This is a genomic window from Kitasatospora sp. NPDC127035, assembly GCF_042726075.1.
Lineage (GTDB): Bacteria > Actinomycetota > Actinomycetes > Streptomycetales > Streptomycetaceae > Kitasatospora.
On sequence record NZ_JBHXDN010000118.1, the window covers coordinates 1 to 14,825 of the forward strand.

The following is a 14,825-nucleotide window of genomic DNA, read 5'->3' on the forward strand; positions in this document are numbered from 1 at the left end:
ACACCACCCACCACCGCACCCTCACCATCTCCTCCCGCCCCGAACACACCACCACCTGGACCCTCCACGCCACCGGCACCCTCACCACCCCACCATCGGCCACCGGGGCGGACCTGGTCGGCTGGCCGCCCCCGCGGGCCGAGGCGGTGGACCTGGACGGCCTCTACGACCGGTTCGCCGAGGCCGGCTACGGCTACGGCCCCGCCTTCCGGGGCCTGACCGCCGCCTGGCGACGCGACGACGAGGTGTTCGCGGAGATCGCGCTGGACCCGCGCCAGCACGCCGACGCCACCGGCTGCACCACGCACCCGGCCCTGCTGGACGCCGCGCTGCAGGCCAGCGCGCTGCTGACCGGTCAGGACGGGCAGGCCCGGCTGCCGTTCAGCTGGACCGGGGTGAGCGCCCACGCGAGCGGCGCGACCTCGCTGCGGGTCCGCGTGTCGGCGGACGGCCCGGAGGCGGTGCGGCTCGACGCGTACGACCTGGCGGGCCGCCCGGTCCTGACGGTGGACTCGCTGGTGCTGCGCCCGGTGGGAGCCGGCGCGTTCGCACCGGCGGCCGACGGGGACCGGCTGTTCCGGCTCGACTGGCAGGCCGTCGGCGGCGGTCCGGTCGGCTCCTGGGTCCCGCTCGACGCGTTCGACCCGACCGGCGGGGAGGAGCCCGTCCCGCCCGTGCTGTTCGCCGACTGCCCGACCGGTGACGGCACCGGCGCGGACGACAGCGGTACGGACGGCGGTGCCGACGCCACCGGGAGCACCGGCGGGCCCGATCCGGCGGCCCGTCTGCACCGCACGGTCGCCGGCGCCCTCGCGCTGGTCCGGAACTGGCTGGCCGCGGAGCGGTTCGCCGACTCCCGGCTGGTGCTGCGCACCGTCGGCGCGGTGCACACCCGCCCCGGCGACCGGCCGGTGGACCTGGCCCAGGCGGCGGTCTGGGGCCTGCTGCGCAGTGTGCAGAACGAGCACCCGGACCGCTTCGTCCTGCTCGACACCGAGCACCCCGGCATCCTGCCGAGCTCGCTGCCGCCCGAGGGCGAGAACCAGCTCGCCCTGCGCGGCTCGGAGTTCCTGGTGCCGAGGCTGGCCGCCGCGGCGCGCCCGGAGCTGCTGACACCCCCGCCGGGCGAGCCGCTCTGGCGGCTGGAGGCCACCGGTGACGGCACCCCGGAGGGCGTGGCGCTGCTGCCGTACGTGCCCGCGCCGCTGGGCGCCGGCGAGGTGCGGATCGCGGTCCGCGCGGCGGGCATGAACTTCCGGGACGTCGCGGTGACCCTCGGACTGACCCCGGACCAGCAGGGCCTGGGCAGCGAGGGCGCGGGCGTGGTGCTGGAGGTCGGCGCCGAGGTCACCGACCTGGCGCCGGGTGACCGGGTGCTGGGGATCTTCGGCTCGGCCTTCGGCCCCCGGGCGGTGGCGGACCGGCGCACGGTGGCGCGGATCCCGGACGGCTGGTCGTTCGCGCAGGCCGCCTCCGTGCCGGTCGTCTACCTGACCGCCTACTACGGCCTGTTCGACCTCGGCGGCCTGCGCCACGGGGAGTCGGTGCTGGTCCACGCGGCGAGCGGCGGAGTGGGCCTGGCCGCCGTCCAACTGGCCCGGCACGCCGGGGCCGAGGTCTTCGGCACGGCGAGCGAGCACAAGTGGGGGGTGCTGCGCGAGGCCGGTCTGCCGGACGGACGGCTCGCCTCCTCGCGCACGCTGGAGTTCGCCGACCGGTTCCTCGCGGCCACGCTGGGACGCGGGGTGGACGTGGTCCTGAACTGCCTGGCGCGGGAGTTCGTGAACGCCTCGCTGCGGCTGCTGCCGGGCGGCGGGCGGTTCCTGGAGCTCGGCAAGACCGACATCCGGTCGGCCGAGCGGATCGCGGCCGACCATCCGGGGGTCGGCTACCGGGCCTTCGACCTGATGGAGGCCGGCCCCGAGCGGATCGGCGAGATGCTGACCGAGATCCTGGCGCTGTTCGACCGCGGCGTGCTCACCCCCCTGCCGCTGACCTGCTGGGACGTCCGCGAGGCGCCGCAGGCCCTGCGGCACCTGAGCCAGGCCCGGCACGTGGGCAAGAACGTGCTGCTGCTGCCCACCCCGCTCGACCCCGAGGGCACGGTGCTGATCACCGGCGGCACCGGCACGCTGGGCCGCCTGGTGGCCCGGCACCTGGTGACCGGGCACGGCGTGCGCCACCTGCTGCTGGCGAGCCGGCGCGGGCCGCAGGCCGAGGACGCCGGGGCGCTGGTGGCCGAACTGGCCGAACTGGGCGCGCGGGCCACGGTGGCGGCCTGCGACGTCGCGGACCGCGGCGCGCTGGCCGGGCTGCTGGCGGGCGTGCCCGGGGACCGTCCGCTGACGGCCGTGGTGCACACGGCCGGCCTGCTGGACGACGGGCTCGCCGAGTCGCTGACGGACGAGCAGTTGTCCCGGGTCCTGCGGCCCAAGGCGGACGCGGCGATCGCGCTGCACGAGCTGACCGCCGACGAGGACCTGGCGGCCTTCGTGCTGTTCTCCTCCGGCGCCGGCCTGCTCGGCACCCCCGGGCAGGCCAACTACGCGGCGGCGAACGCCGTCCTGGACGGCCTGGCGGTCCGGCGCGGGGCCGAGGGGCGGCCGGGGCTGTCCGTCGGCTGGGGCCTGTGGGAGGAGCGCAGCGCGCTCACCGAGCGGATCGGCGGCGCCGAGCTGCGCCGGATGGCCCGGGGCGGGGTGGGCGCGCTCTCCTCCGCCGAGGGCCTGGCGCTGCTGGACCTGGCGCTGGCCGGCCCGCACCCCTACCTGCTGGCGGCCCGGGTCGACCGGGCGGCGCTGCGCGCGGACGGGCCGTCGCTGTGGAGCGGGCTGGTCCGCCGTTCCAGGCCGCGGGCCGCGGTGGCCAGGCCGGGCGGGCAGGCCGCGAGCGGTCTGCTGGAGCAGCTCGCGACGCTGAGCGCCGCCGAGTCGCACCGGCTGCTGCTCGACCTGGTGCGCGGTCACGCCGCCGCCGTCCTCGGGCACTCCTCGCCGGAGCGGATCCGGCCGGCCCGCCCGTTCAAGGAGATCGGTTTCGACTCGCTGACCGGCGTCGAGCTGCGCAACCGCCTCGTGACCGCGACCGGGGTCCGGCTGCCGGCCGCCATGGTCTTCGACTACCCGACGCCGGAGGCGCTGGCCCGCCGGCTGGCGGCGAAGGCCGCCGAGCGCTCCCCCGCCGCGACCGCCGCGGACCCGGACGCCCTGCTCGCCGGTCTGGAGCAGTGGGAGGCCATGCTCGCGACGCTCGACCCCGAGGCCCCGGTCCGCGAGGAACTGGCGCGCCGGCTGCGCGAGGCGCTGGCGCGCACCGCGGAGCGCCCGCCGGCCGGGGCAGCGAGCGCCGACGCCATCGTCGCCGCGACCGATGACGAGATCTTCGCCTATCTCGACCAGCAGTTGGAGGGGCAGTGAGGCCTCCGCGCCCGACGGCGCGCGCACACGCCCCCGCGCAGGACTCCCCCCTCCTCAAGACGAAGGTGCAGGAAACCCCGTGAGCGACCAGAAGCTGCGCGACTACCTCAACCGCGTGACCATCGACCTCCAGCAGACCCGGGAGCGGCTGCGCGAGGCCGAGGCCAAGAGCCACGAGCCGATCGCCATCGTCTCGATGAGCTGCCGCTTCGGCGGCGGGGTGAGCACCCCGGAGGACCTCTGGGAGCTGCTGGCCGCCGACCGGGACGCGATGACCGGCCTGCCCGGCGACCGGGGCTGGGACCTGGGCGCGCTCGCGGCCGGCGGTTCCCCGGCGCGCGGCGCGTTCCTGGACGACGCGGGCGGCTTCGACCCGGCGTTCTTCGGGATCAGCCCGCGCGAGGCGGTCGCCATGGACCCGCAGCAGCGGCTGCTGCTGCTCGCCTGCTGGGAGGCCGTGGAGCGGGCCGGCATCGACCCGCACGCGCTGCGCGGGAGCTCCACCGGCGTCTACGTGACCGCCGTGGACCAGGGGTACGGCACGCTGGGGCAGAGCGCCCCGGAGGCCGTCAAGGGCTTCCTGATGACCGGCAACGCGATCAGCGTGCTCTCGGGCCGGGTCTCGTACGCGATGGGTCTGGAGGGCCCGTCGCTGAGCGTGGACACCGCCTGCTCGGCCTCGCTGGTCGCCCTGCACCTGGCCGCCCAGGCCCTGCGGTCCGGCGAGTGCTCGCTGGCGCTGGTCGGCGGCGCCAACGTGATGGCCCTGCCCGGCGCCTTCCTGGAGATCGCCCGCCAGGGCGGGATGGCGGCGGACGGCCGGTGCAAGCCGTTCGCGGCGGCCGCGGACGGCACCGGCTGGGGCGAGGGCGTCGGCGTACTGCTGGTCGAACGGCTCTCCGAGGCGCGGCGCAACGGCCACCCGGTGCTCGCCGTGCTGCGCGGCTCGGCCATCAACCAGGACGGCGCCAGCAACGGCCTGACCGCCCCCAACGGCCCCTCCCAGCAGCGGGTCATCCAGGCCGCGCTGGCCGACGCCGGTCTGTCCGGCGCCGACGTCGACGTGGTCGAGGGGCACGGCACCGGCACCACGCTCGGCGACCCGATCGAGGCAGACTCGCTGCTGGCCACCTACGGGCAGGGGCGCCCGGCGGACCGGCCGCTGTGGCTGGGCTCGCTGAAGTCCAACATCGGCCACACCCAGGCCGCGGCCGGTGTGGCGGGCGTGATCAAGATGGTGCTGGCGATGCGGCACGGGGTGCTGCCGCGCACCCTCCACGTGGACGCGCCCACCCCGCACGTCGACTGGTCGGCGGGGGACGTGGAGCTGCTGACCGAGGCACGGGACTGGCGGCCGGAAGGGCGCCCGCGCCGGGCCGGCGTCTCCTCCTTCGGGATGAGCGGCACCAACGCGCACGTGGTGCTGGAGGAGGCCCCGGCGGCGGAGCCCGCGCAGGCCGTGCCCGCCGGCCGGCCGGCGGCGGTGCCGTGGCTGGTCTCCGGGCAGAGCCCGGAGGCGCTGCGGGCCCAGGCGGCCCGGCTGGCCGCGCACCTCTCGGCCCGCCCCGAGCTGCGTCCGGTGGACGTCGGCCGCGCGCTGGCCACCACCCGGTCGGCCTTCGAGCACCGCGCGGCGGTGGTGGGCGCGGAGCCCGGCGACCTGCTGCGCGGGCTGACCGCCCTGGCCGAGGACGCCTCCGCGCCGGGCGCGGTGTCCGCCCGCGCGTTCGGCGACGGGCGGGACCGGACGGTGTTCGTCTTCCCCGGCCAGGGCTCGCAGTGGCTGGGCATGGCCCGAGAGCTGCTCGTCGAATCCCCGGTCTTCGCCCGCTCGGTGGCCGACTGCGCCGAGGCCCTGGAACCGCACGTGGGCTGGTCGCTCGTCGAGGTGCTGCGCGACGAGCCGGGCGCGCCGCCGCTGGAGCGGATCGACGTGGTGCAGCCGACGCTGTGGGCGGTGATGGTGTCGCTGGCCGCGCTGTGGCGCTCGTACGGCGTCGAACCGGCCGCCGTGGTCGGCCACAGCCAGGGCGAGATCGCCGCCGCCGTGGTGGCGGGCGCGCTGAGTCTGGCGGACGGCGCCAAGATCGTCGCACTGCGCAGCCGGCTCCAGCGGCCGCTGTCCGGCACCGGCGCGATGGCCACGGTGAACCTGCCGGCCGCGCGGGTGCGCGAGCGGCTGCGCCGCTGGGAGGGCCGGCTGTCCGTGGCCGCCGTCAACAGCCCGACCTCGGTGGTGGTCTCCGGCGACCCGGCCGAGCTGGCCGAGTTGCTGGCCGCGTGCGAGGCCGAGGGGATCCGGACCCGGCGGGTGGCCGTCGACGTGGCGAGCCACTCGGCGCACGTGGAGAGCGTGCGCGAGGAACTGTTGGCGGCGCTGGCCGACGTACGGCCGCTGGAGGGCCGGGTGCCGTTCCACTCCGCCGTCACCGGCGGGCGGCTGGACGCCGCCCGGTTGGACGCCGGCTACTGGTTCCGCAACCTGCGCGAGACCGTGGACTTCGACGCGGCCCTGCGTTCGGCGCTCGGCCACGACGGCGCGGCGCTGGTGGAGATCAGCCCGCACCCGGTGCTGGCCGTGCCGATGCAGGACGTGCTGGAGGACGTCGGGCACACCGACACCGTGGTGCTCGGCACGCTGCGCCGTGACGAGGGCGGGCTCGCGCGGCTCCTGTTCGCGCTGGCCCAGGCGCAGGTGAACGGCGTGCCGGTGGACTTCTCGCCGCTCTTCGACGCGCACCCGGGCGGCCCGGTGGAACTGCCCACCTACGCGTTCCAGAACCGCCCGTTCTGGCTGGACACCTCGGCCTCGCCGGTGGCGGCCGCCGACCCGGCCGACACCGACTTCTGGGCCGCCGTGGACCGCGAGGACGCCGACGCGGTGGCGGCGACGCTGGGCGTGAGCGCGGACGGCTGGCGCGAGGTGCTGGCACCGCTGGCCGGCTGGCGGCGCCACCGCCACGACCGGACCGTGCTGGACGGCTGGCGCTACCGGCTCGCCTGGCGCCGCCTGCCCGAGCCCGCGGCCACCGCGCCGCAGGGCACCTGGCTGCTGGTCAGCGGCGCCGGGGCGCCCGACGCGGACCCGGTGGGCGAGCGGCTGGCCGCCCTGCTGACCGCGGCCGGCGCCGAGGTGCTCCCGGTCGTCGTCGACGATCCCTCGGTCGACCGGGACACGCTGGCCGAGCGGCTGCGCGCGGCGCTGGAGGGCCGCCCCCGGCCGACCGGGGTGGTCAGCCTGCTCGGGCTGGACGACCGGGCGGTGCCCGGACTGCCCGCGCTCCCGGCCGGTCTGGCGGCGACCACCACGCTGGTGCAGGCCCTGCTGGAGCTGGACGCCGGGGCACCGCTGTGGTGCCTGACCCGGGGCGCGGTCGCCACCGGCGGAAGCGAGCGGCCGAGCCACCCGCTGCGGGCCCAGGTCTGGGGCCTGGGCCGGGTGGTGGCGCTGGAGCACCCGGCGCTCTGGGGCGGCCTCGTGGACCTGCCGCCCCTCGACGGGCCGTCGGCACGGGACGACGCGCGGGCGGCGGCCGACGAGCGGACGCGGGACGACGAGCAGGCGCTCGGGCGGCTGCTCGCGCTGCTGGCGGGCGACGGCGCCGAGGACCAGGTGGCGCTGCGCCCGGACGGGGTGTTCGCCCGCCGGCTGGTGCGGGCCGCCCAGGCCACGGCCCGGCGCGACTGGCGCCCGAGCGGCACCGTGCTGATCACCGGCGGCACCGGCGGCCTGGGCGCCCAGGTGGCCCGGCAGCTGGCCCGGACCGGCGCCGAGCACCTGGTGCTGGTCAGCCGGCGCGGCGAACGGGCACCCGGCGCCGCCGAGCTGGCCCGCGAGCTGGGCGTGCTGGGCTGCCGGGTCACCCTGGCCGCCTGCGACCTGGCCGACCTCACCGCGCTGCGCGCGCTGGTGGACGGGCTGGCCGCGGCTGGCGACCCGGTGCGCGCCGTACTGCACACCGCCGCCGCCGTGCAGCTCGGCACCGTCCGGGAGCTCGGGCCCCAGGAACTGGCGGCCACCCTGGAGGCCAAGGCCCTGGGCGCGGCCCACCTCGACGAGATCTTCCGGGACACCGAGCTGGACGCCTTCGTGCTGTTCTCCTCGGTCTCCGGTGCGTGGGGCAGCGCGGACCACGGCGCCTACGCGGCGGCCAACGCCTACCTGGACGCGCTGGCCGAGCACCGGCGCGGCCGGGGCCTGGCGGCCACCTCGATCGTCTGGGGCATCTGGAGCGCGGCCGGCGGCGGGCTGGCCACCACCGAGCTGGAGCGCCAGCTGATGGAGCGGGGCATCCCGTTCCTGGACCCCCGGCTCGCGCTCGCGGGCCTGCAGCGGGTGCTGGACGACGACGAGACGACCGTCCTGGTCGCCGATGTCGACTGGGCGCGGTTCGTGCCGGTCTTCACCTCGGTGCGGCCCAGCCCGCTGATCGCCGAGATCCCCGAGGTCAGGGCGCTGGCGGAGGCGGCCGAGGCCGAACGGGGCGAGGACGGCGAGGCGGGCGCCGCGCTGCGCCGCGCCCTGCGCGGGCAGTCCGACGCCGAGGTGGACCGGATCCTGCTGGAGCTGGTCCGCCGGCACGCCGCCGACGTGCTCGGGCACGACTCGGTGGACGCCGTCACGCCCACCCGCGCCTTCCGCGAGCTGGGCTTCGACTCGCTGATCGCCGTCGAGCTGCGCAACCGCCTGAACGCGGCCACCGGCCTGCGGCTGCGCACCACCGTGGTCTTCGACCACTCCTCGGCACAGGCCCTGGCCACCGCGCTGCGCGGCGAACTGCTGCTCGACCGGGCGCGGCCGGAGCCCGCGTCGACCGGCACCGCGGGCGACCCGGACGAACCGATCGCCATCGTCTCGATGAGCTGCCGCTTCCCCGGCGGGATCGACGAGCCGGAGAAGCTGTGGCAGCTGCTGCTGGACGGCGGCGAGGCGATCGGCGCGCTGCCCACCGACCGCGGCTGGCCCGCCGACCTGTACGACCCGGACCCGGACCGGGCCGGCCACTCGTACGTCAAGGAGGGCGGCTTCCTGTACGACGCGGGCGACTTCGATCCGGCGTTCTTCGGGATCAGCCCGCGCGAGGCGGTCGCCATGGACCCGCAGCAGCGGCTGCTGCTGGAGAGCTCCTGGGAGGCGCTGGAGCGGGCCGGTCTCGATCCGGCCGGGCTGCGGGAGAGCCGGACCGGGGTCTTCGTCGGCGTCAACTACCAGGACTACACCTCGATCGCGGCCGCCGGCGCGCCGGAGGGCACCGAGGGCCACCTGGTGGCGGGGGCCGCGGCCTCCGTCGTCTCCGGGCGGGTCTCGTACACGCTGGGCCTGGAGGGTCCGGCGATCACCGTCGACACCGCGTGCTCCTCCTCGCTGGTCGCCCTGCACCTGGCGGCGCAGGGGCTGCGCAGCGGCGACTGCTCGCTGGCGCTGGCCGGCGGCGTGGCCGTGATGGCCACCCCGGGCGTGTTCGTCGGTTTCTCGCGCCAGCGCGGGCTGGCCGCCGACGGGCGCTGCAAGGCCTTCGGCGCGAGCGCGGACGGCATGGGTCTGGCCGAGGGCGTGGGCGTGGTGCTGCTGGAGCGGCTCTCCGACGCGCGCCGCAACGGCCACCCGGTGCTCGCGGTGCTGCGCGGTTCGGCGGTCAACCAGGACGGTGCCAGCAACGGCCTGTCGGCGCCCAACGGGCTGGCCCAGCAGCGGGTGATCCGTCAGGCGCTGGCGAACTCCGGGCTGTCGGCCGCCGAGGTGGACGCGGTGGAGGCGCACGGCACCGGCACCACGCTGGGCGACCCGATCGAGGCGGACGCGCTGCTGGCGACCTACGGGCGGGAGCGGCCCGGGGACCGGCCGCTGTGGCTGGGTTCGCTGAAGTCCAACATCGGCCACACCCAGGCCGCCTCGGGCGTCGCCGGAGTGATCAAGAGCGTGCTGGCGCTGCGTCACGCCGTCCTGCCCAGGACCCTGCACGCGGACGAGCGGACCCCGCACGTCGACTGGTCGGCGGGCGCGGTCGAGCTGCTGACCGAGGCGCGCCCGTGGGAGACCGAGGACGGGCGCCCGCGCCGGATCGCCGTCTCGTCGTTCGGCTTCAGCGGCACCAACGCGCACGCCGTCCTGGAGCAGGCCCCCGAGGAGGCCGTCGCCCCGCCGCGGGAGCGCGCACCCGCCGAACTGCCCTGGCCGGTGTCGGCCAGGAGCGCGGAGGCGCTGGCCGCGCTGGCCGGCCGGCTCGGCGGGCAGCTGCGCGCCACCGGTGGCGATCCGGTGGACGTCGGCCACTCGCTGGCGACCGGGCGGGGTGCCTTCGAACACCGGGCGGTGCTGCTCGGCGGCGACCGGGCGGGCGCGCTGGCGGCGCTGGCCGCCGGTGGCCAGGACCAGCACCTCGTGCGGGGCGTCGCGGACGCCGGCGGCCGTCGGGTCTTCGTCTTCCCGGGGCAGGGCTCGCAGTGGGCCGGCATGGCCGTCGAACTCCTCGACACCGCACCCGTCTTCGCCGAGAAGATGAACCAGTGCGAACAGGCCCTCGCCCCCCACGTCGACTGGTCACTCACCCAACTCCTGCGCGACGGCGCACCCCTCGACCGCGTCGACATCGTCCAACCCGCCCTCTGGGCCGTCATGATCTCCCTCACCGCCCTCTGGGAGTCCTACGGCGTCACCCCCGACGCCGTCCTCGGCCACTCCCAAGGCGAAATCGCCGCCGCCGTCGTCGCCGGCGCCCTCACCCTCGAAGACGGCGCCACCGTCGTCGCCCTCCGCAGCCAAGCCATCCACACCATCACCGGCACCGGCGGCATGGTCTCCCTCACCCACCCCCTCGACCACACCCACCAACTCATCGCCCCCTGGCACGACCGCATCTCCGTCGCCGCCGTCAACGGCCCCACCGCCGTCGTCGTCAGCGGCGACAACGAGGCCCTGGCGGAGCTGGTCGCGGTCTGCGAGCGCGAGGGCGTCCGGGCCCGGGTGATCCCGGTGGACTACGCCTCGCACTCGGCGCAGGTCGAGCGGATCCGCGAGCGGCTCGCCGGGCTGCTGGCCGGGGTGCGGCCGACGGCGAGCAGGGTGCCGCTCTTCTCGACGGTGACCGGCGACTGGCTGGACACCACCCTGATGACCGGCGACTACTGGTACACCAACCTGCGGCGGACCGTGCTCTTCGAGACCGGGGTGCGCGCGCTCGCCGACCAGCGGTACCAGGTCTTCCTGGAGGTCTCGCCGCACCCGGTGCTGACCCTGCCGGTCCTGGACGGCGCGGCGGCGGCCGGCGTGCCCGACGTGCTGGCCACCGGCACCCTGCGGCGCGACGAGGGCGGCCTCCCCCGGCTGCTCACGACGGCGGCCGAGCTGTGGGTGCGCGGAGTGCCGGTCGACTGGAGCGCGGTGTACTCGGGCGGCGGCGGGCGGCGGATCGAGCTGCCGACCCACCCCTTCCGGCGGCAGCGCTACTGGTTGAGCGCCGACGCTCCCGCCGGCACCGGCGCCGAGGGCGACGACGGCGCGTTCTGGCGGCTGGTCGCGGACGCGGACCTGGCCGCGACGGCCCGCACCCTGGCGGTGGACGCCGGGTCGCTGGGCGAGGTGCTGCCGGCGCTGAACGCCTGGCACCGCCGGCAGCAGGAGAGTTCGGCGCTGGAGTCCTGGCGCTACCGCGTCCAGTGGCAGCAGCTGCCCACCCCCGCGCACGACGCGTTCGGCGGCCGCTGGCTGCTCGTGGTGCCCGCCGGGCACCCGGCGGACGACCTGGCGGCGCTGGTCGAGGCACTGGGCCGGGACGGCGCCGAGGTGCGCACCGTCGAGCTGGGCGAGCGGGAGGTGGAGCGCTCCGCCGCGGCCGAGCGGCTGGCCGCCGCGACGGCCGAAACCGACGGCGGCGCCGAGGGCCTCACCGGCATCCTGTCGCTGCTCGCGTCGGCCGGTGAACCGCACCCGGCCCACCCGGCGCTGCCCACCGGCGCCGCGCTCACCCTGGCGCTGATCCAGGCGCTGGGCGACCTGGGGGTGGGCGCGCCGCTCTGGTGCGCCACCCGGGGCGCGGTGTCGGTCGGCGTCGGCGACCCGCTGACCGCACCGGACCAGGCCCTGGTCTGGGGCACCGGCATGGTCGCCGGGCTGGAGCACTCCGCGCGCTGGGCCGGTCTGGTCGACCTGCCGCCGGTGCTCGACTCGCGCGCCCTGGACGCCGTGCGGGCGGCGCTGACCGGCGCGACCGGCGAGGACCAGCTGGCGGTCCGCCCGGCCGGTCTGTACGCCCGCCGGCTGGTCCGCGCCCCGCGCCCCACCGTGCCGCGCCGCGCCTGGCGACCGCGCGGGACCGTCCTGGTCACCGGCGGCACCGGCGCGCTCGGCCCGTACCTCGCCCGGTGGCTGGCCCGGGGCGGCGCCGAGCACCTGGTGCTGCCCGGCCGGCGCGGCGCGGACGTCCCCGGAGCGGCCGAGCTGACGGCCGAACTCGCCGAACTGGGCACCCGGCTGAGCCTGCCGCGGTGCGACGTGGCCGACCGCGAGGAGGTCGCCCGCCTGCTGTCCGACCTGGAGGAGCGGGGCGAGCCGGTCACCGCCGTCTTCCACGCCGCCGCCTACATCGAGCTGGCGCCGCTGGACGTCGTCCCGGTCGACTCCTTCGAGCGGGTGGTCGCCGCGAAGGCCGCCGGTGCCAAGCACCTGGACGAGCTGCTGGACCGCGAGCTGGACGCGTTCGTGCTGTTCTCCTCGATCGCGGGCGTCTGGGGCAGCAGCAACCACGCCGCCTACTCGGCGGGCAACGCCTACCTGGACGCGCTCGCCGAGGCCCGCCGCGCCCGCGGACTGACCGCCACCACCGTCGACTGGGGCGTGTGGAAGGCGGCCAACCCGTGGGCCGAGCGGGAGACCCTCGACGAGGCCGACTTCCACCGGGTGCAGCGCCAGGGCCTGCCGCTGATCGACCCGGAGCCCGCGGTCACCGCGCTGCAGCACGCGCTGGACGACGACGAGACGGTCATCGCCCTGGCCGAGGTGGACTGGGCGCAGTTCTCGGCGGTCTTCACCTCGGTGCGGCCCAGCCGCCTGCTGACCGGGGTGCCGGAGGTCCGTGCGCTCGGCGGGACGACGGCGGCGCCGGCCGCCACCCCGGCCGCCTCGGTGCTGCGCGAGCGGCTGGCCGGACTGCCGGAGGCCGAGCAGACCCGGGTTGTCCTCAACCTGGTGCGCGGCCACGCGGCCGAGGTGCTGGGGCACGGATCGGCGGAGGCCGTGCCCGCCGGCCGGGCCTTCCAGGAGCTGGGCTTCGACTCGCTGACCGCCGTCGAGCTGCGCAACCGGCTCAACGCGGCCACCGGTCTGCGGCTGCCCGCCACCCTGGTCTTCGACTACCCGTCGGCCGGGGTGCTGGCCGAGCTGATCCGCTCCTCCCTGCTCGGTGAGCGCTCCGACGCGGCCGACGACCCGGGCGTGCGGGCCGCCGAACCCGACGAACCGATCGCGATCGTCGCGATGGGCTGCCGGCTGCCGGGCGGGATCAGCACGCCGGATCAGCTGTGGCAGCTGCTGGTGGAGGGCGGTGACGTGGTGTCCGAGTTCCCGGTCAACCGCGGCTGGCCGCTGGACACCCTGTTCGACCCCGACCCGGACCGGCCGGGCACCTCCACCACCCGCCACGGCGGCTTCCTGCACGACGCGGGCGACTTCGACGCCGAGTTCTTCGGCATCTCGCCGCGCGAGGCGCTCGCCATGGACCCGCAGCAGCGGCTGCTGCTGGAGACCTCCTGGGAGGCGCTCGAACGGGCCGGCATCGACCCGGTGGCGCTGCGCGGCAGCAGCACCGGGGTGTTCACCGGCGTCAACTACCAGGACTACGCCGCCGCGGTGGCCCAGTCCGCGGAGAACGAGGGCCACCTGCTGACCGGCAGCGCGGCCAGTGTGGTCTCCGGCCGGGTGGCCTACACGCTCGGCCTCGAAGGCCCGGCGATCACCGTCGACACCGCGTGCTCGGCCTCACTGGTCGCGCTGCACCTGGCCGCCCGGGCGCTGCGCGCCGGCGACTGCTCGCTCGCACTGGTCGGCGGCGTGGCGGTGATGTCCACGCCGGGCGCGATCCTCAGCTTCTCCCGCCAGCGCGGGCTCGCCGCGGACGGCCGCTGCAAGGCCTTCGCGGACGCCGCGGACGGGATGGGCATGTCCGAGGGCGCCGGCGTGCTGCTGGTCGAGCGGCTCTCCGACGCGCGGCGCAACGGGCACCCGGTGCTGGCGGTGCTGCGCGGCTCGGCGGTCAACCAGGACGGCGCCAGCAACGGCCTGGCCGCCCCCAACGGGCCCTCGCAGCAGCGGGTGATCCGCGCGGCGCTGGCCGACGCCGGCCTGCGGGCCGCCGAGGTCGACGTGGTCGAGGCGCACGGCACCGGCACCACGCTGGGCGACCCGATCGAGGCCCAGGCGCTGCTGGCCACCTACGGGCAGCAGCGGCCGGCCGAGCTCCCCCTGCTGGTGGGCTCGGTGAAGTCCAACGTCGGGCACACCCAGGCCGCCGCCGGGGTCACCGGGGTGATGAAGGCGGTGCTGGCGATCCAGCACCGCCTGGTGCCCGCGACCCTGCACGTCGACCGGCCCTCCGGCAAGGTCGACTGGTCGGCCGGCGCACTGTCGCTCGTCACCGAGGCGGTGCCGTGGCCGCAGGCGGACCGCCCGGCCCGCGCGGGGGTGTCCTCGTTCGGCATGAGCGGCACCAACGCGCACGTGATCCTGGAGGAGGCCCCGGCCGCCGACGCCGCGCCGGTGACGCGGGACGCTCCGGACGAGCCGGTCGCCTGGCTGCTCTCCGGCCGCACCGAGCAGGCCGTGGACGACCAGTTCGACCGGCTGGCCGAACGGCTGGCCGACCGGGACGCCGCCCCGTCGGCCGTCGCCCGGACGCTGGCCGGACGGACCGCCTTCGAGCACCGCGCGGTGCTGGTCGGCGACCGCGCACAGCTGCGGACCGGCCTCGCGGGCGGGGCCGCGCACCTGGTGCGCGGCCGGGACGCCTCGGACGGGCGCACGGTCTTCGTCTTCCCCGGCCAGGGTTCGCAGTGGGCCGGCATGGCCGCCGCGCTGCTGGACACCGAGCCCGCGTTCGCCGAGCGGATCGCGCAGTGCGAGCAGGCGCTCGCGCCGCACGTCGACTGGTCGCTCACCCGGCTGCTGCGCGACGGCGAGCCGCTGGAGCGGGTCGACGTCGTCCAGCCCGCCCTGTGGGCGGTGATGGTCTCGCTCGCCGCTCTCTGGCAGCACCACGGCATCCGCCCCGACGCCGTCCTCGGCCACTCCCAGGGCGAGATCGCCGCCGCGGTGGTGGCCGGTGCGCTGAGCCTGGAGGACGGCGCCCGGGTCTCCGCCCTGCGCAGCCGGGCCCTCGACGCCATCGCCGGGGAGGGCGGCATGGTCTCGCTCGGGCT

2 protein-coding genes are annotated in these 14,825 nt (G+C 77.0%); both read left to right on the top strand.

Going from position 1 to position 14,825, the window contains the following annotated elements:
- The coding region (locus tag ACFWIC_RS39795; protein WP_380521967.1) for an SDR family NAD(P)-dependent oxidoreductase at positions 1–3,416 on the top strand (3,416 nt) is incomplete at its 5' end.
- Positions 3,417–3,495: 79 nt separating this feature from the next.
- On the top strand, positions 3,496–14,825 hold an 11,330-nt coding region (locus tag ACFWIC_RS39800), incomplete at its 3' end, for a type I polyketide synthase (protein WP_380521969.1).